Here is a 20,269-nt window from a genome sequence, read left to right as displayed (position 1 = left end):
GAGCATGAGCGGCAAAGGCAGCGTCGCCGTCGAGTTCGACGGCATCGTGAAGGCTTTCGGCCCGGTGCAGGTGCTGCACGGCGTGAGCTTCGCGCTCGCGCCCGGGCACGTGTACGGCCTGCTCGGCGAGAACGGCGCGGGCAAGTCCACGCTGATGAAAATCCTGTCGGGCTACGAGTCGGCCACCGGCGGCGCTCTGAAGATAAACGGACAGCCGCGGCAGTTCGCGAGCTCGCGCGACGCCGAGGCGCTGGGCATCGTGCTGATCCACCAGGAGTTCAACCTCGCCGAAGACCTGAACGTGGCGCAGAACATCTTTCTCGGCCATGAAAAGAAGAAAGGCTGGCTGCTCGACGATGCCGCCATGGAGCGCGACGCCGCCTCCGCGCTCGCGGCCGTAGGCCTGAACATCGACCCGCGCACCAAGGTGCGCAAGCTCATCGTCGCCGAGAAGCAGCTCGTGGAAATCGCGAAGGCCATCGCCCGCCGCGCGCGCCTGCTCGTCATGGACGAGCCCACCGCCACGCTCACGCCCGGCGAGACCGAGCGCCTCTTCAAGCTGATCGCCCAGTTGCGCGCCGACGGCGTGACCATCGTCTACATCTCGCACAAGCTCGACGAGGTGGAGCAGGTGACCGACGAAGTCATCGTCATGCGCGACGGCCGCTTCGTGGCGCGCGCGCCCACGGCCGATGTCACGCGCCAGCAGATGGCCAACCTGATGGTGGGCCGCGAACTGGCCGACCTGTACCCGCCGCGCGATGCGGTGACGACGTCCGGCGAGCCCGCCATGCGCGTGCAAGGCTTCAGCGTGCCCGGCTGGGCGCAGGACGCGAGCTTCGAGGTGCGCCCCGGCGAGATCCTCGGCTTCGCGGGCCTCGTCGGCGCGGGGCGCACCGAGCTCTTCGAGGGCCTGCTGGGCCTGCGGCCCGCCAGCGGCGGCAGCGTCGAGATGCTGGGCAAGCCCGTGCCCCACGGCAAGGGCTGGCGCAATCCGCGCGACGCGGCGCGGCACGGCCTTACCTACCTGAGCGAAGACCGCAAGGGCAAGGGCCTGCATGTCAACTTCGGCCTGCGCCAGAACCTCACGCTCATGGCGCTCGAGCGCTACGCGCAACCCTGGCTCAAGCCCGAGGCCGAACGCGGCGCGCTGGCCGAGGCGGTGAAGGACTACGGCATCCGCACAGGCTCGCTCGACGTGAAGGCCTCGTCGCTGTCGGGCGGCAACCAGCAGAAGCTCGCGCTTGCCAAGGTGCTGCAGCCCAGGCCGAAGGTGGTGGTGCTCGACGAGCCCACGCGCGGCGTCGACGTGGGCGCCAAGCGCGACATCTATTTCCTGATCCAGCGACTCGCCCGCGAAGGGCTTGCGGTGATCGTCGTCTCGTCGGAGCTGATGGAGCTGATCGGCCTGTGCCACCGCGTCGCGGTGATGCGGGCAGGCCGCATCGTCGCCACGCTCGACGCTGACCATCTGACAGAAGAGGAGCTGATAGCTCATGCCACCGGAACAGCAGACACCACCTCCGCCGCGCACGCTTGAAGCCGCGCAGCAGCAGCACCGCAGCGAGACCGCGCCGCGCTGGACAGAGCGCCTGCATGGCCTGGGCCCCGTCATCGGCCTGGTGCTGCTGTGCATCGCCGGCACGCTGCTCAACGGCGACTTCGCAACCGTCGACAACGCGATGAACGTGCTCACGCGCACGGCCTTCATCGGCATCATCGCGGTGGGCATGTGCTTCGTGATCATCTCCGGCGGCATCGACCTGTCGGTGGGCTCGATGGCCGCGCTCATCGCGGGCAGCGTGATCATGTTCATCAACTGGGCCGGCCCGGCCTCGGGCTCGCCGCTGCTGGCGGTGGTGATGGGCGCGGTACTGGCGGTGGTGCTCGGCGCGGTGTTCGGGCTGGCGCACGGCCTGCTCATCACCAAGGGGCGCATCGAGCCCTTCATCGTGACGCTGGGCACGCTGGGCATCTTCCGCGCGTACCTCACGTACTTCGCCGATGGCGGCGCGCTCACGCTCGACAACGAGCTGTCGGACCTCTACGCGCCCGTGTACTACGCGAGCCTCGCGGGCATCCCGGTGCCGGTGTGGGTGTTCGTGATCGTCGCCATCGTGGGCGGCATCATCCTCAACCGCACGGCCTACGGACGCTACGTGCAGGCCATCGGCTCCAACGAGCAGGTGGCGCGCTACGCGGCGGTGGACGTCGACCGCGTGAAGATCCTCACCTACGTGCTGCTCGGCGTGTGCGTGGGCATCGCGACGCTGCTGTACGTGCCGCGCCTCGGCTCGGCCTCGCCGACCACCGGCCTGCTGTGGGAGCTCGAAGCCATCGCCGCGGTGATCGTGGGCGGCACGGCGCTCAAGGGCGGCGCGGGCAGCATCACCGGCACGGTGGTGGGCGCGGTGCTGCTCTCGGTCATCAGCAACATCCTGAACCTCACCAGCATCATCAGCGTGTACCTCAACGCCGCGGTGCAGGGCTTCGTGATCATCATCGTCGCGTTCCTGCAGCGCGGCCGGCGCTAGTTCTTTCCCGTTCCGTTCCATCAACCAAGAGGAGACATCCAGCATGACGACTTTCACCCGACGCCTCGCACTCACGGCGGTTGCCGCCGCCGCGTTCGCCAGCCTGCCCGCGCTCGCCGCGGAGAAGGTCAACCTCGGCGTTTCGATTCCGGCCGCCACGCACAGCTTCATGGGCGGCATCAACTACTGGGCCAACCAGGCGAAGAAGGACCTGGAGAAGGAACACAAGGACCTGAAGATCACCATCAAGACGGCCGCCAACGCGCCCGAGCAGGCCAACCAGCTGCAGGACCTTTCGACGGTCACCAAGATCAACGCGCTGGTCGTGTTCCCCTTCGAATCCGCAGCGCTGACCAAGCCCGTGGCACAGGTCAAGGCCAAGGGCGCCTACGTGACCGTGGTGGATCGCGGCCTCACCGACACCAGCGCACAGGATGCGTACGTGGCCGGCGACAACACGGCCTTCGGCAAGATTCCGGCCGAATACATCGTGAAGCAGCTGAACGGCAAGGGCAACGTGGTGGCGCTGCGCGGCATCGCGACCACGCTGGACAACGAGCGCATGGATGCCTTCAACGCGGTGCTCAAGAACAGCCCTGACATCAAGCTGCTCGACGCCAAGTACGCCAACTGGAACCGCGACGACGCCTTCAAGGTCACGCAGGACTACCTCACGCGCTTCAAGAGCATCGACGCCATCTGGGCCGCCGACGACGACATGGCCGTGGGCGTGCTCAAGGCCATCGAGCAGGCCAAGCGCGACGATATCAAGATCATCTTCGGCGGCGCGGGCGCCAAGGGCATGGTCAAGACCATCATGGACGGCAAGGACAAGCGCATCACGGCCGACGTGAGCTACTCGCCCAAGTTCATCTACGACGCGATCAAGCTCACGGCAGAAGCGCGCCTGAAGGGCGAGAAGCTGCCGGCGACCACGATCATTCCTTCGGTGCTCATCACCAAGGAAAACGCCAAGGACTTCTACCACCCCAATTCGCCTTTCTGAGGCGTCTTGCTCCCTCTCCCCTCGGGGAGAGGGCTGGGGTGAGGGTCGACGGCGATGGCAAAGGCTGTGCGCGTGCAACCGCCGATGCCCTCACCCCAGCCCTCTCCCAGAGGGAGAGGGACAGTTACCACGAACACCGAGACGATTGATGAGCGACACACCTCCTCGCAAACTGCGCTACGCCATGGTCGGCGGCGGCCGCGATGCCTTCATCGGCGCCGTGCACCGCAAGGCCATGGCGCTCGACGGGCAGATCGAGCTCGTCGCGGGCGCGCTCTCGTCCAGCCCCGGGAAGGCGCGCGCCTCGGGCCGCGACCTCGGCCTGGCCGACGATCGCAACCACGGCGACTGGCAGGCGCTCCTGGCCGACGAGTTGAAGCGCCCCGAGGGCGAGCGCATCGACTTCGTGTCGATCGTCACGCCCAACCATGTGCACTTCCCGGTAGCGCAGGCCTTCGCCGAGGCGGGCTTCCATGTGGTGTGCGACAAGCCGCTGGTGCACACGCGCGAGCAGGCCGACGCGCTGGTCGCTACGGTCGCGAAGAAGGGCACGGTGTTCGGCGTCACCTACAACTACACCGGCTACCCGATGGTCCGGCAGGCGCGCGAGATGGTGCGCTCGGGCCTCATCGGCGAGGTGCGCAAGGTCGTCGTCGAATACAACCAGGGCTGGCTTGCGAGCCACGTCGAGGGCAGCGGCGGCAACAAGCAGGCCGACTGGCGCACCGACCCCGCGCGCAGCGGCGCGGCCGGCGCCATCGGCGACATCGGCTCGCATGCCGAGAACCTCGTGGCCACCGTCACCGGGCTGCGCATCGAGAGCCTGTGCGCCGACCTCGGCGCGCTGGTGCCGGGCCGCATGCTCGACGACGACGGCAGCCTGCTGCTGCGCTTCGAGGGCGGCGCGCGCGGCGTGCTCATCGCTTCGCAGATCAACACCGGCCTGGAGAACGACCTGCGCCTGCGCGTGTCGGGCACGCTTGGCACGCTCGAATGGCACCAGGAGCAACCGAGCCGGCTGGTGCATCTGCCGCACGACGGGCCGCTGCAGGTGCTCACGCGCGGCGCTTCCTGGCTGTGCGAAGCCGCGAAACGCGCGAGCCGGCTGCCGGCCGGGCACCCAGAGGGCTTCATCGAAGCCTTCGCGAACGTGTACGCGGGCGTGGCGGCGGACATCCGCGCAAGGCTCGAAGGGCGCGTGGCCGACCCGCTGGCGGCCGACTATCCGCGCGTGGAGGACGGCGCGCGCGGCGTGCGCTTCATCGAGCGCACGGTGGCTTCGGCGAAAAGCGAATTAAAGTGGACGCCCTGGTAGCGCGCGGCGCGCTGCCCAGGCCTCCATGACACCTCCCGCGTCCGACGCAACATCCTCGTCTTCTTCCGCATCGTCTTCCTCGATGGTGCCGCCATGGCTCGCGGCATTGTGGAAGCGCAGCATCACGCTGTTCCCCCTGAAGCTGGTCGGCAACACCGTCGCCACGCTCGGTTTCTTCCCGCTGTACTTCTGGATCATGAAGAACGCGGGCCAGGCCTGGGTGTTGCCCCTCACGCCCGTCGACCGGCTCATCGCCTTCTGGCCGTGGCTGCTGCCGGTGTATCTATCGCTATGGGGCTACATCGCGCTGCCGGTGCTGCTGGCCAGGGACATGCGCGAACTGACCGGCTTCTCGCTGGGCTGCGCAGCCATGACGCTGCTGGCGCTGCTCGTGTTCTGGTTCATGCCCACGGCGATTCCCAACTTCGTGGTCGAGACCACGCCGGGCACCTCGCTGCAGTTCCTCAAGATGGTCGACTCGGCCGGCAACGCCTTTCCCTCGCTGCATGTGTCGTTCTCGGTGTTCAGCTGCGTGGTGCTGGCGCGGCAACTGCGGGCGGTGGGGGCGCCGCTCTGGCTGCGCGCCGTCAACGTGGCCTGGGCCGCCGCCATCGTCTATTCGACGATGGCGGTGCGACAGCACGTGCTGATCGACGTGCTCGGCGGCTTCGCCCTGGGGGTGGCGTTCGGCGCCGCCACGAGGCGGCGCGGCACGGCGGCTGTTCCGGCGTAGGCCGATCGCGATATACCGCCGCGGCGGCGCGCGCGGTAAAAACCGGGCATCGCCGTACACCGCCGGGGGAGCCCGCCATGAACATCCGTCTTTCCGCCGCCGTGGCCTGCCTGGCGGCCGGTGCCCTCGCAGTGCCGGCGCTCGCGCTCGACTTTCCCGCGCGCAAGCCAGGCCTCTGGGAGATCCGGACGGGGGACGGCAGCGGCGGCAAGGACGCCGCAGCAGGCCAGACCATGCAGCAATGCATCGACGCGGCCAGCGACAAGGCGCTGCGCGACATGGGCCAGGGCATGGGCAAGGACCTGTGCTCCAAGCAGGAGCTGAGCTCGGACGGCGGCAAGCTGGTCATGGACTCGGTCTGCAAGATCGGCAACACCGTCGCCACATCGCACGCGGTGATGAGCGGTGACTTCGGCACCGCCTATCGCATGGAGAGCAAGTCGAGCTACAGCCCGCCGCTGATGGGCCGCGCCGAGGGCCACAGCGTGATGGAGGCCAAATGGATCGGCCCCTGCAAGGCCGACCAGAAGCCGGGCGACATGGTCATGCCCAACGGCATGAAGATGAATGTGCTCGACATGGCGAAGAACCGTCCGAAGCGACCCTAGGGTAGGAGCCCGCCCACAACGCTTTGCGCCCGTCGTTCGGCGGCGCCAAACCCCGGCAGCGCCTACGATGGCATGCCATGCCTCCCGCAAAGCAGGAAGAAGACCTCCTCGTCGTCGCCCGGCCCGAGGGCCTGTACTGCCCGCCCGGCGATTTCTACATCGACCCGTGGCGGCCGGTGGCGCGCGCCGTCATCACCCATGCGCATTCCGACCACGCGCGCGCCGGGCACGGGCACTACCTCGCCCACACCGACAGCGCCGGCACGTTGCGCGCGCGCCTGGGACGCGACATCGCGCTGCAGACGCTGCCTTACGGCGAAGCCATCGAGCACCACGGCGTGCGCGTCTCGCTGCACCCTGCGGGCCATGTGCTGGGCTCGGCGCAGGTGCGGCTCGCGCACGGCGGGCGCGTGTGGGTGGCCTCGGGTGACTACAAGACGGAGCCCGACGGCACCTGCCCGCCGTTCGAGCCGGTGCCCTGCGACACCTTCATCACCGAGTCGACCTTCGGCCTGCCGGTCTACCGCTGGCCGACGCAGCCGGTGCTGTTCGCGCAGATCGACGCATGGTGGCGCGCCAACGCCGAAGCCGGCCGCGCATCGGTGCTGTTCTGCTATGCCTTCGGCAAGGCGCAGCGCATCCTGCACGGCGTGGACGCGAGCATCGGTCCCATCGTCGTGCACGGCGCGGTGGAGCCGCTCAACGCCGTCTACCGGGCGGCCGGCGTGGCCTTGCCGCCGACCTTGCGCGTGGGAGACGAAGGCGTCGATGCCGCGCTGCTGAAGCGTTCGCTGGTGCTCGCGCCGCCCTCGGCACAGGGTTCGCCGTGGATGAAGCGCTTCGGCAACTACGCCGACGCCTTCGCCAGCGGCTGGATGCAGCTGCGCGGCACGCGCAGGCGGCGCGGCGTGGACCGGGGCTTCGTGATGTCCGACCATGCCGACTGGCCCGGCCTGCAGCAGGCCATCGCCGGCACGGGTGCCGAGCGGGTCTTCGTCACCCATGGCAGCGTGCAGGTGATGGTGCGGTGGCTCAGCGAGAACGGCCTCGATGCGCAGTCGTTCAAAACCGAGTACGGCGATGAAGATGATCAAGAGACTCTCACCCCCTCTGGGGGAGGGCAGGGGAGGGGGCAGGCGGCGCTCGATGGGGAGGCCGAGAGCCCCCATCCCAACCTTCCCCCAGAGGGGGAAGGAGAGATGCCATGAAGGCCTTCGCCGCGCTGTACCACGAGCTCGACGCCAGCACCTCCAACCTCGCCAAGCAGGCCGCCTTGCAGCGCTACCTGCGAGAAGCCGATGCGGCTGACGCCGCCTGGGCCGTCTACTTCCTTGCCGGCGGCAAGCCGCGCCAGCTGGTGCCCGTCAAGCTGCTGCGGCTGCTCGCGCAGGAGGCGGCGGGCCTGCCCGAGTGGCTGTTCGACGAGAGCTACGACGCGGTCGGCGACCTGGCCGAGACCATCGCGCTGCTGCTGCCGCCGCCCACCGACGCGCACGACCTGGGCCTTGCCGGATGGGTCGAGCAGCACCTGCTGCCGCTGCGCGATGCCGCGAAGAACGCGCCCGACGAGCTGGCCGACCGCCTGCGCGCGCAGTGGCGGCAGCTCGCGCTCGAGGAGCGGCTGGTGTACTTCAAGCTCATCACCGGCGCGTTCCGCGTCGGCGTGTCGAAGCTTCAGGTCACGCAGGCGCTCGCGGCCGTGGGCGGCATCGACGCCAAGCGCGTGGCGCAGCGGCTCATGGGCTACACGCACATCGGCGGGCGGCCCCGGGCCGCCGACTACCAGGCGCTCATCGCACCCGAGACGGGCAGCGAGCAGGAGCAGAAGACCAGCGGCCAGCCTTACCCCTTCTTCCTTGCGCATCCCTTCAACCTGCCGCTGGAGCAGTTCGACGCGGTGCTGGGGCCGCCCTCGGACTGGATCGTCGAATGGAAATGGGACGGCATCCGCGCGCAGCTGGTCAAGCGCGCGGGCGCGGCGTGGGTGTGGTCGCGCGGCGAGGAACTGGTGACCGAGCGCTTCCCCGAACTCGCCACGCTCGGCGAGGCGCTGCCCGACGGCACGGTGCTCGACGGCGAGATCGTCGTCTGGCGCGAGGGCCGCGTGCAGCCCTTCGCCGAGCTGCAGAAGCGCATCGGCCGCAAGACGCTGGGTGCGAAGCTGCTGCGCGACATACCGGTGGTGCTGCTGGTCTACGACATCCTCGAATGGGAGGGGCGCGACCTGCGCGCGCTGCCGCAGTCGCAGCGCCGAGTGCTGCTCGACGAGCTGGTGGCGCGCATGGGCCACCCCTCGCTGCTGCCCAGCCCGATGCTCACCGGGGCCGACTGGCCCGACCTCGCGCGCCAGCGCGAAGCGGCACGCACCATGGGCGTGGAAGGGATGATGCTCAAGCGCCGCGACGCGCAGTACGGCGTGGGCCGAACCAAGGACGTGGGCGTTTGGTGGAAGTGGAAGATCGATCCACTGAGCATCGACGCGGTGCTGATCTACGCGCAGCGCGGCCACGGCCGGCGCGCCAGCCTCTTCAGCGACTACACCTTCGCCGTGTGGGACGGCCCGCCCGGACAGGAGGACCGCAGGCTCGTGCCCTTCGCCAAGGCCTACTCGGGCCTCACCGATGCCGAGATGGCGCGCGTGGACGCGATCATCCGCAAGACCACGGTAGAGAGCTTCGGGCCAGTGAAGAGCGTGAAGCCCACGCTGGTGTTCGAGCTCGGCTTCGAGGGCATCGCGCGCAGCACGCGGCACAAGAGCGGCATCGCGGTGCGCTTTCCGCGCATGCTGCGATGGCGCGAGGACAAGCCGGTCGAGGAGGCCGATACCTTGCAGACGCTCGCTGCGTTGTTGCCCGCATGACCAGCCCGAAGGATCCCGCTTCGCTCCCTCCCCCTCTGGGGGAGGGCAGGGGTGGGGGCACGCGGCGTATCTCGGGGGAGCAGTCTGTTGAAGGTCGCGTGCCCCCATCCCCGCCTTCCCCCAGAGGGGGAAGGAGCAAGGCGGTCAAGGCCGCGCTCGATGCATGGTTCGCCGCGCGCGGATGGAAGCCCTTCAAATTCCAGCGCGAGGTCTGGAAGGCAATCGCCGATGGCCGCTCGGGCATGCTGCATGCCACCACCGGCGCTGGCAAGACCTACGCCGTGTGGCTGGGTGCGCTGCAGGCCTTCGTGCGGGCGCGCAAGGCGGCCGCATCGACGAACGCACGGCCTGTTGCCGAGCCGCTCACCGTGCTGTGGCTCACGCCGATGCGCGCGCTGGCGGCCGACACGTTGCGCGCACTGCAGCAGCCGCTGGAAGCCCTCGGCGCCGAGGTGCATCCATGGAGCGCCGGCGCGCGCAGCGGCGACACCACCTCCGCCGAGCGCAGCGCGCAGAACCAGCGCCTGCCCACGGTGCTCGTCACCACGCCCGAAAGCCTTTCGCTGCTGCTCGCGCGCGCCGATGCGCACGAGGTACTCGGCCACGTTCGCATGGCGGTGGTCGACGAATGGCACGAGCTGCTGGGCAACAAGCGCGGCGTGCAGCTGCAGCTCGCGCTCGCGCGGCTGAAGCGCTGGAACCCGGGCCTCGCGATCTGGGGCATGTCGGCCACGCTGGGCAACCTGCACGAGGCGATGCATGCGCTGCTGGGCCATGAAGCGGGCGTGCTGGTGCAGGGGCAGGTGCCGAAGAAGCTGGTCATCGATTCGCTGCTGCCCGGCGTCGCCGAGCGCTTTCCGTGGGGCGGCCACCTGGGCCTCACGATGCTGCCGCAGGTGATCGAGGAGATCGCCGCGAGCAGCACCACGCTGGTCTTCACCAACACGCGCTCGCAGGCTGAGATCTGGTACCAGGCGATGCTCGAAGCAAAGCCGGAGTGGGCGGGCCTCATCGCGCTGCATCACGGCTCGCTCGACCGCGAGGTTCGCGAGTGGGTGGAGCTGGGCCTGAAGAGCGGCGAGCTCAAGGCGGTGGTCTGCACCTCCAGCCTCGACCTGGGCGTGGACTTCCTGCCGGTGGAGCGCGTGCTGCAGATCGGCTCGCCCAAGGGCGTCGCGCGGCTGCTGCAGCGCGCGGGCCGCTCGGGCCATGCGCCGGGGCGGCCTTCGCGCATCACGCTCGTGCCCACGCACAGCGTGGAGATGGTGGAAGGCTCGGCCGCGCGCGTCGCCATCGCGGCCGGGCACATCGAGGCGCGCCATTCGCCCGAGCAGCCGCTCGACGTGCTGGTGCAGCACCTGGTGACGGTCGCGCTGGGCGGCGGCTTCGTGCCCGACGACCTCTACGAGGAAGTGCGCGGCACGGCGGCCTACGAAAGCCTCGCGCGCGAGAACTGGCAGTGGTGCCTGGAGTTCGTGGCGCAGGGCGGCCCGTCGCTCGCGGCCTACCCGGACTACAAGCGCGTGGTTCCCGATGCCGAGGGCGTCTGGCGCGTGCCCGATGCGCGGCTCGCGCGGCGGCACCGCATGAACATCGGCACCATCGTGAGCGATGCGAGCATCTCGGTTCAATACGTCGGCGGCTCGAAGATCGGCAGTGTGGAAGAGAGCTTCGTCGCCCGCATGAAGCCCGGCGACTGCTTCCTGTTCGGCGGCCGCATGCTGGAACTCGTGCGCATCCACGACATGACGGCCTGGGTGCGGCGCGCCAGCGGCAAGCGTGCCGCGGTGCCGCGCTGGGGCGGTGGACGCATGCCGCTGTCGAACACCCTGGCCGACGCGGTGGTGCAGCAGCTCGCGCAGGCCGGCGAAGGTCGCTACGACTCGCCCGAACTGAAGTGCGTGCGCCCGCTGCTGGAGATACAGCAGCAGTGGTCGGCGCTGCCCACGCCGCAGACGCTCTTGGCCGAAACCCTGAGCACGCGCGAGGGATCGCATCTGTTCCTGTATCCCTTCGCGGGCCGGCACGTGCACCTGGGGCTCGCGAGCCTCCTGGCGTGGCGCGTCGCGCAGCACGAGGCGCGCACCTTCTCGATCGCGGTCAACGACTACGGCTTCGAGCTGCTGAGCGCGACCGAGGTCGACTGGCCGGCGCTGCTGCCGCGGGTGCTGACGCTGCCGCAGGGCGAGGGCGAAGACCAGCGCGCGGCGCTGCTGCACGAGGTGCTGGCATCGCTCAACGCCGGCGAGCTGGCGCAGCGGCGCTTTCGCGAGATCGCGCGCGTCTCGGGCCTCATCTACCAGGGCTATCCGGGCGAGAAGCGCAGCAGCAAGCAGCTGCAGGCCTCGTCGTCGCTCTTCTGGGAGGTGTTCCGCAAGTACGATCCCGGCAACAGGCTGCTGCTGCAGGCCGAGCAGGAACTGCTCGCGCAGGAGCTCGAGATCGGCCGCCTGCGCGCAAGCCTCGAGCGCATCGCCATGCAGCGGCTGGTGCTGAAGCCGCTCGCACGGCCCACGCCGTTCTCGTTTCCGCTGATGGTGGAACTGTTCCGCGAGAAGCTGTCGAACGAGAACGTGGCCGACCGCATCGCGCGCATGGTCGAGCAGCTCGAGAAGGCCGCGGGCGGCGCGGTCACGGCCGGCGGCGTGGAGCGCGTGAAGGGAACGCTGGCCTTCGGGCAAGAAGGGCCGGGCAAGCCGCCGAAGCCGGTGAGCCAGCGGCGCGACCGCCGGCGGCCGCCGCGGCCGTCAAGGCCGCTGCCGCCGCTCTAGTCTCAGCCCGCGCCGTGCGCCTTCACCCAACGCACGATGTCGGCCGTGCCCATCGCGCCGGCCTGCCGCGCCACCTCGCGGCCGCCGCGGAACAGCGCCAGCGTCGGGATGCTGCGGATGTTGAAGCGCGCGCCCAGCGCGGGCACCGCCTCGGTGTCGACCTTGGCGAGCCGCACGTAGGGCTCCAGCTGGGCTGCGGCCTGCTCGTAGGCCGGCGCCATCTGGCGGCAGGGGCCGCACCAGGGCGCCCAGAAATCGACCAGCACCGGAATCTCGTTGCGGGCGATGTGGCGGTCGAAGGTGGCGGCATCCGCCAGCGCCGTCGAATGGCCGGTGAACAGCGGGCGGTGGCAGCTGCCGCAGTCGGGGGCGCTGCCCAGCTGCGCCGCGCGCACGCGGTTGGTCGTGTGGCAGTGCGGGCAGACGATGTGCAGCGGGGGCGATTCGGTCATGGCAGGCAAATGGGGGCTCTGGAGGGCCTTTGCAAGGCAATCGCAGGTTTTGCGACACTGGCCGGGTGACATCCCCCGATACATCCAACTCGCCGCTCGCCGTGCACTGGGCGGGCGAGCTGCTGCACCTGCTGCCCGAGCGTGCCCTGTGGTGGCCCGGCCGGCGCGTGCTGTTCGTGGCCGACCTGCACCTGGGCAAGGCCGCGACCTATCGCGCGCTCGGCCAGCCGGTGCCGGGCGGGACCACGCAGCAGAACCTCGCGCGGCTCGATGTGCTGATCCAGAAGCATGAGCCGCAGCGCATCGTTTTCCTAGGCGACTTCCTGCATGCGGCGCAGGCGCGCACGGTGCTGGCCGCCGTAGAGGCCTGGCGTTCGCTCCACGCGGCCATTGCCATGACCCTGGTGCGCGGCAACCACGACAGCCGTGCGGGCGATCCGCCGCCGGAACTCGGCATCGAGGTGGTCGACGAGCCTTTCCTGCTGGGCCCTTTCGCCTGCTGCCACCATCCGCAGGTGCATGCCACGCACTTCGTGCTCGCGGGGCATCTGCATCCGGTCTGCAGGCTTCAGGGGCGAGGGCGCGACAGCGTGCGGCTGCCGTGCTTCGCGAGCGACGGGCAGCAGGCCGTGCTGCCGGCCTTCGGCGAGTTCACGGGCGGGTGGCTGATGGAATCTGCGCCGGGGCGACGCTTTCATGCGGTTGGTGGCGACGCGGTGTGGGCTGTGCCACCGCGCGATGGCTGCTAGAGCACCACCGGTTCATCGGGCAACTCGTTCACGTCGAGCTCGCCCTCGGCCAGCGGAAAGTGCTCGACCAGCAGCGCGGAAATCTCTTCCAGCGCCTGCGTGAGCCCGTCCTCGAAGCGGCCTTCGCGGAAGGCCGCGCTCATGCGCTGTGCCATCGCGGCCCATTCGGCATCGTCGACATGCGCGTCGATGCCCCGGTCTGCCACGATCTCGATGGCGTGCTCGGCCAGCAGCAGGTAGATGAGCACGCCGTTGTTGTGTGCGGTGTCCCATACGCGCAGCTTGCCGAACAGCGTCACGGCGCGTTCGCGCGGCGGCGCATGGCGCCACAGGTAGGACATCGGCAGGCCGGCTTCGACGCAGATGCGGATCTCGCCGCTGTGGCGCCGCTCGCTCGCGGTCACGCGGCCCGCGAGGCGCTCCAGCGCTGCCGCAGGAATCGCGCGGCGCACCTCGGATTCATCGATCCAGCGATGGCGCCAGATGCGGCCCAGCTTGGTGAAGAGGCCCGCTTCGCTGCCAGAGGGCTTCGTGTTGGTGCTTTGCATCGTGTTCACCAGTCCCCCGACGCGCCGCCGCCGCCGAAATTGCCGCCACCGCCGGAGCTGAAACCGCCGCCTCCACCGCCTCCGCTGAAGCCACCACCACCGCCGCCCCAGCCTCCGCCGCCGGAACTCCAGCCGCCGCCCCCGCCACCGCCCGGACGCCCGGTGCCCGCGACCAGCGAGACGATCAGTGCCACCAGCGCCGCGATCACCGCGATGGCGATGCTGGTGGTGATGAAGAACACCACCACGCCCACGCCGCCGCCGATGAACATCGTGCCCAGCTTCTTGCCGAAGATGGCGCGCGCGATCGGCGCGCCGACGAAGACACCGACGAACAGGAAGATCGCGAGGTTCTCCCAGTCGAAGCCCTCGTTGCCACCCCCGCCCGTGTTGCGCGACGGCTCGGGCAGCGGCTCGCCATCGACCAGCCCGATGAGCCGGTCCACTGCCGCGTTCAGCCCGCCCGCGAAGTCGCCGTTGCGAAAGCGCGGCTTCATTTCCTCGTCGATGATGCGGCTGGCCGCGAGGTCGGGCACCGCGCCTTCGAGCGCCTTGGCCGTGGCGATGCGCATCTTGCGATCGTCCTTGGCCACCACGACCAGCAGGCCGTCGCCGACACCCTTGCGGCCGATCTTCCAGGCATCGCCCACGCGCTGCGTGTAGCTGGCGATGTCCTCGGGCGCGGTGGTCGGCACCATCAGCACCACGATCTGCGAACCCTTGCGCTGCTCGAAGGCCGCGAGCTTGGTTTCGAGGCCGTTGCGCTGTGCGCTGTCGAGCGTGCCGGTCTGGTCGATCACCCGCGCGGTGAGCGTGGGGATCGGCAGCAGGCCCTGGGCAAAGGCGCTGCCCGTTGCCAGCAGCATCCAGAAGGCCGCGAATGCCCATAGCAGAGATGGCGCGCACCAATCCGGGAACACCGCGGAACCGTCTTGGCCGGGCCGCAGGTGTTGCCCCCGGCGAGGGGGTTGGCGCAGTGACACGAAGTGCACGAAGCCTGGGGGAGAACTACTTCTTCGGAGCGCTGAAGTCGACGGTAGGCGGCGTGGAAATCTGCGCCTCGTTCTGCACCGAGAAGTTCGGCTTCGGCGCATAGCCGAAGATCTTGGCCGTGAGGTTGGTCGGGAAGCTGCGCGCGAGCACGTTGTACTCCTGCACGCTTTCGATGTACCGGTTGCGCGCCACGGTGATGCGGTTCTCGGTGCCTTCCAGCGTCACGCGCAGGTCGCGGAAGGACTGGTTGGCCTTCAGGTCGGGATAGCGCTCCGACACCACCATCAGCCGCGACAGCGCCGACGAGAGCTCGCCCTGCGCCTGCTGGAACTTGTTGAAGGCCTCGGGGTTGTTGAGCGTCTCGGGCGTCACCTGGATCGAGGTGGCCTTGGCGCGCGCCTCGATCACCTTGGTGAGAGTGTCCTGCTCGAAGCTGGCCTCGCCCTTCACGGTGGCCACGATGTTCGGCACGAGGTCGGCGCGCCGCTGGTACTGGTTGAGGACCTCGCTCCAGGCCGACTTGCTGGCCTCATCGAGGGACTGGAACTGGTTGTAGCCGCATCCGCTCAGGGACAGGACCGCCGCGAGAATCAGGAACCAGCGCTTTATCATCATTTGCATTACCTCCGCAGAAGATGCGGAAGGTAGCATAGGCGGCTCCATGGCCGTTGATCCACTGCAAGCCCTGCAAGCCGCCAACCGTGCGGTAATGCCCGTTGCCTCCGATGCCTTCGGCACGCTGCTGATCGCGGGCGCGACCGGCGCGCTGGGCGCCGAACTGCTGCGCCGGCTGGCGGGGAGCCACCGCCATGCCCACACCCGCGTGCTGGCGCGCGAGCCGATCCGCGACGGGCTGCGCGGCGTCGAGACCTACCTGAGCCCGGCCCAGCCGATCGCGCAATGGCCGCTGACCTCGGCCCACACCGCCATCGTCGCCTTCGACCCGCCGCGCCTGTACCACGACCGCGAGCGCGCGCTGTGGGTGCCCGAGCCTTCCGAGCTGCCCGAGCTGGCCCGCTGGCTGCGCGCCTGCGGCGTGCAGACATTGGCCATCGTGCTGCCGCACGACCAGGGCCGGCTGCCCGAGGCGCTCAAGCGCGGGCTCGCGAGCCTCGACGAGCAGGCGGTGGTGGCCTGCGGCTTCGAGCGCGTGATCCTCGTGCGTTCGGCGCGCAAGCCGGTGAACGCGAAGATCGCCAACCCCTTCGAGCGGCTGGCCGCGTGGATGCTTTCGGTGGTGCGCTTCATGGTGCCCAGCAGCGAGCAGCCGGTGCGCGCGGTGAAGGTGGCGGAGCTGGTCGATGTGGCGCTGCGCATCGCGCCGCCCGGCGTGCATGTGGCGGCACCCGAGCTGGTGTGGGAATCCGCGCAGGGCGACATGCCGGCCGTGGCCGCGCGCTGGCTCGGAGTGTCGGGCTGAGATTCAGCCGCGCCACACCCGCAGCAACTCTTCTGAATCCATCACCAGCCCCAGGTGCAGCGACACCATCGCGAGCGCCGCGTCTTCCAGGTGCGCATCGGTGCCACGCACGAGGTCGCGCAACACGATCACGCGGTAGTTGCGGTTGCTGGCGTCGAAGGCGGTGTTGAGCACGCAGCAGTCGGTGAAGCCGCCGTCGAGCACCACGGTCTCGATGCGCTGGTTGCGCAGAAGAAAGTCGAGGTCGGTCGGGTAGAAGGCCGAGAGCCGGCGTTTGCCGTCCACGCGCATGTCGCCGGGCTCCACGCGCGTGACCCACTCGGTCCACTTCGAGCCCTCGATGGCATGCGCGTCGGCATTCGGAATCTCGCCCACGTGCAGAGGGAAGGTGCGCCGCCATGCCGACGGAATGCCGTTGATGTCGTCCACGCCGCCGGGCCGCAGCACCGACCTGACGTGCACGATGCGCACGCCCAGCGCGCGCACCGCGTCGTGGAAGCCGTCGATGGGCGCCACCACGTCGCGTGCGCGCGGCGCGGGGCAGGGGCAGTCGGGGCTGTCGTCCAGGTGGCCGCGGTGCATGTCGATGGAAACGACAGCCGTGGTGGCCGGATTCAGGTAGTCGGCGAACCGCGCTGCGTCGAGCTCGCGCTCCTCGTTGTAGACCCAGGCCTTCATCGGCGTTCTTCTCTCACATAGGGTTGTCCCAGCGCGCCGGGCTCTTCGTCGGCGCCGCGCCGCGAGAGCGCGACCCACACCATCACGCCGAGCGTCACCGCGTACGGCGTCATCATCACGAAGTACTGCGGCAGCTGCACGCCGGCAGCGGCCAGTTGGGGAATCAGCGCTTCGATGCAGCCGAACAGCAGCGCGCCGACGAGCGCCTTCCACGGCGACCAGCGCGCGAAGATGACGAGGCCCACCGCGATCCAGCCGCGCCCGCCGGTCATGCCCGCGATCCACAGCTTGGTGCTGACCACCGAGATGTACGCGCCCGCCAGCCCCACCAGTGCCGAGCCCGCGAGCACCGCCGCGAAGCGCCAGGCGGTGACGCGGATGCCCGCCGCGTCGGCCGCCTGCGGGTTCTCGCCCACCGCGCGCAACCGCAGGCCGGCCGAGGTACGCGCAAAGAACCACGCCACCGCGCCGAAGATCGGCAGCGTGAGCCACACCATTGCGTTCTGCTCGAAGAGCTTGCCCACGCCCGGCAGCAGCGAGAGCGGCCACAGTCCCATCGCGCCGATGCCCTCGGTCGCATGGTTGGTCCACTCGGCCATCGAGCCGACCAGCGCGGTGAACCCCTGGCAGAAGAACACCAGCGCGAGCCCGGCGATCACCTGGTTCACGCGCAGCCAGATCACCATCACCGCGAACAGCACCGACACCACGCTGGCCGCCAGCATCGCGAGCACCAGCGACACTGCGGGCTGGCCGATGACGATCTGCGCGCCGATGCCGGCCAGCGCGCCGACCAGCATCAGCCCCTCGGCGCCGAGCGCGAGCACCCCCGCGCGCTCGCAGATGATGAGGCCGAGCGCCGCCAGCGCATAAGGCACGGCGAAGTCGGGTGTGCTCGCCAGCCAGTTGAGGATGATGCCGCCGTTCATTGCACGGCCTCCCCGCCCACGCGGCGCAGCCGGTGGCGGATGAAGAAATCGCTCGACGCCACGCACACCACGATCACCGCCTGGATCAGCTGCACCATCGAGAACGGCACCTGGTAGAACACCTGCAGGCTGCGGCCGGTGACGAAGAGCGCCGCCACCAGCAGCGCCACCACCGTGGCCGCCAGCGGGTTGTTGCGCGCGAGAAAGGCGATGAGGATGCCCGAGAAGCCGTACCCCTGATAGAAGGCCTGCGTGAGCCGGCCCTCCTGCCCCGCCGCCACAGCGAAGCCCGCGAGCCCGGCCATCGCGCCCGACAGCAGCACCGCGCCGTAGATCGTGCGCCGCACCGGCACGCCGCTGGCATGCGCCACGCGCGGGTTCGCGTCGACGAAGCGCAGGTACAGGCCCATCCGGCTCACGCTCGCCAGCCACCACGCCAGCAGCGCGACGAGGCCCGCGAGCAGGATCGAGCTGCCGATGCCCGCGCCCAGCTCGGGCAGGCGCTCGAACACGCGGAACTGCGGTGAGTAGGGGAAGTTGTCCTTCGGGTCCTTCCAGCTGCCGTAGACCAGGTGCAGCAGGAAGTTGGCCGCCATGTAGTTGAGCATCAGCGTCGAGATGATCTCGTTCACGCCCAGCTTCAGCTTGAGCCACGCGGGGCCCAGCACCCAGAGCAGGCCGCAGCCGATGGCCGCGATGAACATCAGCGGCAGGCGCAGGTTCTCGGGGCCGATCTGCCACATCGAGATGGCGGTGGCGCCGATGGCGCCCCAGATCATCTGGCCTTCGAGCCCGAGGTTCCAGAAGCGCGCGCGGAAGGCGACGCAGCCCGCGAGGCCGACGAGGATCATCGGCGCGGCCTGGAACAACACGGCGCGGAAGTTCTGGCCGTCGAAGAAGGTCTGCATCACGAACTCGTTGGCGAGCTCGTCGGCCGGCACGCCGGCCCCGATGAGGATCGCCGCCGAGATGGCGAAGCCCGCGAGCAGCGCGGTCGCGAGGATCAGAGCCTGCCAGTGCCAGGCCATGTGCTGGCGGATCTCCAGCGCATAGCGGCGGCCGGCGAGCGGCTGGGGCTGTTGCGCTGCCCGTGTCTTGTGCGATGGGGCCATGTCGGCGGAGAGCGATGCTTCAGCCATGGTCCACCATCGCCTGTCCGATGGCCTGGCGGTCGGCGGGCTGCGCGAACTCGCCGGCGATGCGCCCGCGCGTCATCACGCCCACGCGGTCGGCGAGCTGCAGCACCTCGTCCAGGTCTTCGCTGATGAGCAGCACCGCCGCGCCGCTGTCGCGCGCGGCGCGCAGCCGCGCATGCACCTCGGCGCTGGCGCGCACGTCGAGCCCGCGGCTCGGGCTGTGCGCGAGCACCAGCGTGGGCGACTTGCCGAACTCGCGCGCGAGCACCAGCTTCTGCGCGTTGCCGCCGGAGAGCAGCGCGGCCTTCTGCGCGACCGAGCGCACGCCCTGCACGTCGAAGGCGCGCACCGCTTCCTGCGTGTCGCTCTGGATGCGGCCACGGCGCAAGCGCCACACGGGGCCGTAGCGGCCGGTGTGCACACGGCCGATGGCGTAGTTCTCGGCCACCGAAAGGCCGCCCGCGAGCGCGAGCCCGTAGCGGTCGGCCGGAATGGCCGCGATGCCGATGCCTCGGCGCACCGATGCAGCCATGGTCTTCAGGTCGCCGTGACCTTCGAGCCGTATCTCACCCTCGGTCGGCTCGCCCTGCAGGCCCATGATCGCGCCCGCCAGCTCGCCCTGTCCGTTGCCGCCCACGCCGGCGAGGCCGTAGATCTCGCCCGCATGCAGGTCGAGGTCCACCCCGTCGAGCACGCGGCGGCCCTCGGGCGATGCGGGCGTGCGCAGGCCGCGCACCGAAAGGCGCACCGGCCCGCGCGGCGCCGCCGAGGGCTGAAAGCCCTGCGCAGCGATCGATTCGCCCACCGTGAGCTTCACCAGCTCGGCCACCGATGCTTCTTGCGGATTCAGCGTGGCCACCGTGCGGCCGCCGCGCATCACCGTCACGCGGCCGGCATAAGTCTTCACGTCGGCCATCTTGTGCGTGACCAGCACCACCGCCGCGCCCTTGCGCGCCAGGCCCTGCACCGTCTGCAGCAGGCGCGCGGCCTCCTGGTCGGTCAGCACGGCCGTGGGCTCGTCGAGGATCAGGATGCGCGCGCCCGCCAGCAGCACCTTGAGGATCTCCACGCGCTGCTGCTCGGCGACGGACAGCGCATCGACGCGCTTCGAAGGATCGATGTCGAAGCCCAGCTCGGCGGCCTTGTTGCGGATGTCGCGCGAGATCTCGCGCAGCCGCTCGCCGTGGCTCTGGAACTCCGCCGGCGGCGGCGCCGTGAGCAGGATGTTCTGCGCCACCGTGAAGGGCCGCACCAGCTTGAAATGTTGGTGGACCATGCCGATGCGGTGCTTCGCCGCGTCGCGCGGGCCGGCGAAGCGCACCGGGTTGTCGTCCACCAGCAGTTGCCCGGCCTCGGGTGCGTAGAGCCCGGCCGCGATGTTCATCAGCGACGACTTGCCCGCGCCGTTCTCGCCCAGGAGCGCATGCACCTCGCCCCAGCGCGCGGAGAAGTGGGCGTCGGTCAGTGCCGCGAAGCCGTCGAAGGTCTTGCGGATGCCGGTGAGTTCGAGCGCGTTGGGCATGAGGTGCTTGGCTCC

At 69.7% G+C, this 20,269-nt stretch carries 19 protein-coding genes; 11 read left to right on the top strand and 8 right to left on the bottom strand.

From position 1 onward, the window contains the following. Nucleotides 1-4: 4 nt before the first annotated feature. The 9 genes from ABL843_RS28595 (at nt 5) to ABL843_RS28555 (ending at nt 11,827) form a co-directional block, all read left to right on the top strand. A complete protein-coding gene (locus ABL843_RS28595; RefSeq protein WP_418118185.1) occupies nt 5-1,540 on the top strand; it encodes a sugar ABC transporter ATP-binding protein in 1,536 nt (511 codons plus the stop codon). Then, complete coding sequence (locus ABL843_RS28590; RefSeq protein WP_418118184.1) at nt 1,497-2,534, top strand: ABC transporter permease; 1,038 nt, start codon at nt 1,497-1,499, stop codon at nt 2,532-2,534. The genes ABL843_RS28595 and ABL843_RS28590 overlap by 44 nt, the downstream gene beginning before the upstream one ends. A gap of 43 nt (nt 2,535-2,577) precedes the next feature. Then, nucleotides 2,578-3,540 carry a substrate-binding domain-containing protein gene (locus ABL843_RS28585; RefSeq protein WP_126025125.1) on the top strand — a complete coding sequence of 321 codons (963 nt, stop codon included), beginning with the start codon at nt 2,578-2,580 and terminating at the stop codon, nt 3,538-3,540. A gap of 148 nt (nt 3,541-3,688) precedes the next feature. Next, nucleotides 3,689-4,855, top strand: coding sequence for a Gfo/Idh/MocA family protein (locus ABL843_RS28580; RefSeq protein WP_418118183.1), 1,167 nt, complete (start codon nt 3,689-3,691; stop codon nt 4,853-4,855). A gap of 25 nt (nt 4,856-4,880) precedes the next feature. Continuing rightward, nucleotides 4,881-5,588, top strand: coding sequence for a phosphatase PAP2 family protein (locus ABL843_RS28575; protein ID WP_418118182.1), 708 nt, complete (start codon nt 4,881-4,883; stop codon nt 5,586-5,588). Between the two features lie 77 nt (nt 5,589-5,665). Beyond that, nucleotides 5,666-6,196, top strand: a complete 531-nt coding sequence (locus tag ABL843_RS28570; protein ID WP_418118180.1) for a DUF3617 domain-containing protein — start codon at nt 5,666-5,668, stop codon at nt 6,194-6,196. Nucleotides 6,197-6,273: 77 nt separating this feature from the next. Next, nucleotides 6,274-7,404 (top strand): ligase-associated DNA damage response exonuclease, encoded by a 1,131-nt coding sequence (locus tag ABL843_RS28565; protein WP_418118179.1) that lies wholly within the window; start codon nt 6,274-6,276, stop codon nt 7,402-7,404. Then, nucleotides 7,401-9,056 carry an ATP-dependent DNA ligase gene (locus ABL843_RS28560; protein ID WP_418118177.1) on the top strand — a complete coding sequence of 552 codons (1,656 nt, stop codon included), beginning with the start codon at nt 7,401-7,403 and terminating at the stop codon, nt 9,054-9,056. Before ABL843_RS28565 ends, ABL843_RS28560 begins: the two co-directional genes overlap by 4 nt. After that, on the top strand, nt 9,053-11,827 hold the full coding sequence (locus ABL843_RS28555; RefSeq protein WP_418118176.1) for a ligase-associated DNA damage response DEXH box helicase: 2,775 nt from the start codon (nt 9,053-9,055) through the stop codon (nt 11,825-11,827). Before ABL843_RS28560 ends, ABL843_RS28555 begins: the two co-directional genes overlap by 4 nt. A gap of 2 nt (nt 11,828-11,829) precedes the next feature. Here the strand turns inward: ABL843_RS28555 and trxC are convergent, their stop codons facing one another. Beyond that, nucleotides 11,830-12,279, bottom strand: coding sequence for a thioredoxin TrxC (gene trxC, locus ABL843_RS28550; protein WP_126025119.1), 450 nt, complete (start codon nt 12,277-12,279; stop codon nt 11,830-11,832). A 146-nt stretch (nt 12,280-12,425) separates the two neighbouring features. Between trxC and pdeM the strand changes: the two genes are divergently transcribed. Further along, entirely contained in the window at nt 12,426-13,028 is a 603-nt protein-coding gene (gene pdeM / locus ABL843_RS28545) for a ligase-associated DNA damage response endonuclease PdeM (RefSeq protein WP_418120534.1), read from the top strand. Here the strand turns inward: pdeM and ABL843_RS28540 are convergent. From ABL843_RS28540 to ABL843_RS28530, 3 genes are all read right to left on the bottom strand, one after another. Next, nucleotides 13,025-13,576, bottom strand: coding sequence for a TPM domain-containing protein (locus tag ABL843_RS28540; protein ID WP_184642105.1), 552 nt, complete (start codon nt 13,574-13,576; stop codon nt 13,025-13,027). The two genes, pdeM and ABL843_RS28540, sit on opposite strands and share 4 nt — an antisense overlap. Nucleotides 13,577-13,581: 5 nt before the next feature. Further along, nucleotides 13,582-14,442: a TPM domain-containing protein gene (locus tag ABL843_RS28535; RefSeq protein WP_418118174.1), complete on the bottom strand. Its 861-nt coding sequence runs from the start codon at nt 14,440-14,442 to the stop codon at nt 13,582-13,584. A 142-nt stretch (nt 14,443-14,584) separates the two neighbouring features. Then, nucleotides 14,585-15,184 (bottom strand): LemA family protein, encoded by a 600-nt coding sequence (locus tag ABL843_RS28530; protein WP_418118173.1) that lies wholly within the window; start codon nt 15,182-15,184, stop codon nt 14,585-14,587. Between the two features lie 46 nt (nt 15,185-15,230). Here ABL843_RS28530 and ABL843_RS28525 point away from each other — a divergent pair, with 46 nt between their 5' ends. Continuing rightward, complete coding sequence (locus tag ABL843_RS28525; RefSeq protein WP_418118172.1) at nt 15,231-15,989, top strand: hypothetical protein; 759 nt, start codon at nt 15,231-15,233, stop codon at nt 15,987-15,989. A gap of 3 nt (nt 15,990-15,992) precedes the next feature. Here the strand turns inward: ABL843_RS28525 and ABL843_RS28520 are convergent, their stop codons facing one another. Genes ABL843_RS28520 through ABL843_RS28505 form a run of 4 tightly spaced genes read right to left on the bottom strand, consistent with a single transcriptional unit; the run spans nt 15,993 to nt 20,254 of the window. After that, nucleotides 15,993-16,667, bottom strand: a complete 675-nt coding sequence (locus ABL843_RS28520; protein WP_418118171.1) for a cysteine hydrolase family protein — start codon at nt 16,665-16,667, stop codon at nt 15,993-15,995. Then, nucleotides 16,664-17,596 carry an ABC transporter permease gene (locus tag ABL843_RS28515; RefSeq protein ID WP_418118170.1) on the bottom strand — a complete coding sequence of 311 codons (933 nt, stop codon included), beginning with the start codon at nt 17,594-17,596 and terminating at the stop codon, nt 16,664-16,666. Before ABL843_RS28515 ends, ABL843_RS28520 begins: the two co-directional genes overlap by 4 nt. After that, nucleotides 17,593-18,735, bottom strand: coding sequence for an ABC transporter permease (locus tag ABL843_RS28510; RefSeq protein ID WP_418118168.1), 1,143 nt, complete (start codon nt 18,733-18,735; stop codon nt 17,593-17,595). Before ABL843_RS28510 ends, ABL843_RS28515 begins: the two co-directional genes overlap by 4 nt. Continuing rightward, nucleotides 18,728-20,254, bottom strand: coding sequence for an ABC transporter ATP-binding protein (locus tag ABL843_RS28505; RefSeq protein ID WP_418118166.1), 1,527 nt, complete (start codon nt 20,252-20,254; stop codon nt 18,728-18,730). Before ABL843_RS28505 ends, ABL843_RS28510 begins: the two co-directional genes overlap by 8 nt. Nucleotides 20,255-20,269: the final 15 nt, after the last annotated feature.

The organism is Variovorax sp. 350MFTsu5.1 (genome assembly GCF_048302515.1).
Lineage (GTDB): Bacteria > Pseudomonadota > Gammaproteobacteria > Burkholderiales > Burkholderiaceae_C > Variovorax > Variovorax guangxiensis.
This window is presented reverse-complemented; position numbering and strand designations above follow the sequence as displayed.

Coding starts and splice junctions, on each gene's coding strand:
- ABL843_RS28595 (WP_418118185.1), top strand. CDS start 5: ATGAGCGGCAAAGGCAGCGTCGCCGTCGAGTTCGACGGCATCGTGAAG.
- ABL843_RS28590 (WP_418118184.1), top strand. CDS start 1,497: ATGCCACCGGAACAGCAGACACCACCTCCGCCGCGCACGCTTGAAGCC.
- ABL843_RS28585 (WP_126025125.1), top strand. CDS start 2,578: ATGACGACTTTCACCCGACGCCTCGCACTCACGGCGGTTGCCGCCGCC.
- ABL843_RS28580 (WP_418118183.1), top strand. CDS start 3,689: ATGAGCGACACACCTCCTCGCAAACTGCGCTACGCCATGGTCGGCGGC.
- ABL843_RS28575 (WP_418118182.1), top strand. CDS start 4,881: ATGACACCTCCCGCGTCCGACGCAACATCCTCGTCTTCTTCCGCATCG.
- ABL843_RS28570 (WP_418118180.1), top strand. CDS start 5,666: ATGAACATCCGTCTTTCCGCCGCCGTGGCCTGCCTGGCGGCCGGTGCC.
- ABL843_RS28565 (WP_418118179.1), top strand. CDS start 6,274: ATGCCTCCCGCAAAGCAGGAAGAAGACCTCCTCGTCGTCGCCCGGCCC.
- ABL843_RS28560 (WP_418118177.1), top strand. CDS start 7,401: ATGAAGGCCTTCGCCGCGCTGTACCACGAGCTCGACGCCAGCACCTCC.
- ABL843_RS28555 (WP_418118176.1), top strand. CDS start 9,053: ATGACCAGCCCGAAGGATCCCGCTTCGCTCCCTCCCCCTCTGGGGGAG.
- trxC (WP_126025119.1), bottom strand. CDS start 12,279: ATGACCGAATCGCCCCCGCTGCACATCGTCTGCCCGCACTGCCACACG.
- ABL843_RS28540 (WP_184642105.1), bottom strand. CDS start 13,576: ATGCAAAGCACCAACACGAAGCCCTCTGGCAGCGAAGCGGGCCTCTTC.
- ABL843_RS28535 (WP_418118174.1), bottom strand. CDS start 14,442: ATGCTGCTGGCAACGGGCAGCGCCTTTGCCCAGGGCCTGCTGCCGATC.
- ABL843_RS28530 (WP_418118173.1), bottom strand. CDS start 15,184: ATGATGATAAAGCGCTGGTTCCTGATTCTCGCGGCGGTCCTGTCCCTG.
- ABL843_RS28525 (WP_418118172.1), top strand. CDS start 15,231: ATGGCCGTTGATCCACTGCAAGCCCTGCAAGCCGCCAACCGTGCGGTA.
- ABL843_RS28520 (WP_418118171.1), bottom strand. CDS start 16,667: ATGAAGGCCTGGGTCTACAACGAGGAGCGCGAGCTCGACGCAGCGCGG.
- ABL843_RS28515 (WP_418118170.1), bottom strand. CDS start 17,596: ATGAACGGCGGCATCATCCTCAACTGGCTGGCGAGCACACCCGACTTC.
- ABL843_RS28510 (WP_418118168.1), bottom strand. CDS start 18,735: ATGGCTGAAGCATCGCTCTCCGCCGACATGGCCCCATCGCACAAGACA.
- ABL843_RS28505 (WP_418118166.1), bottom strand. CDS start 20,254: ATGCCCAACGCGCTCGAACTCACCGGCATCCGCAAGACCTTCGACGGC.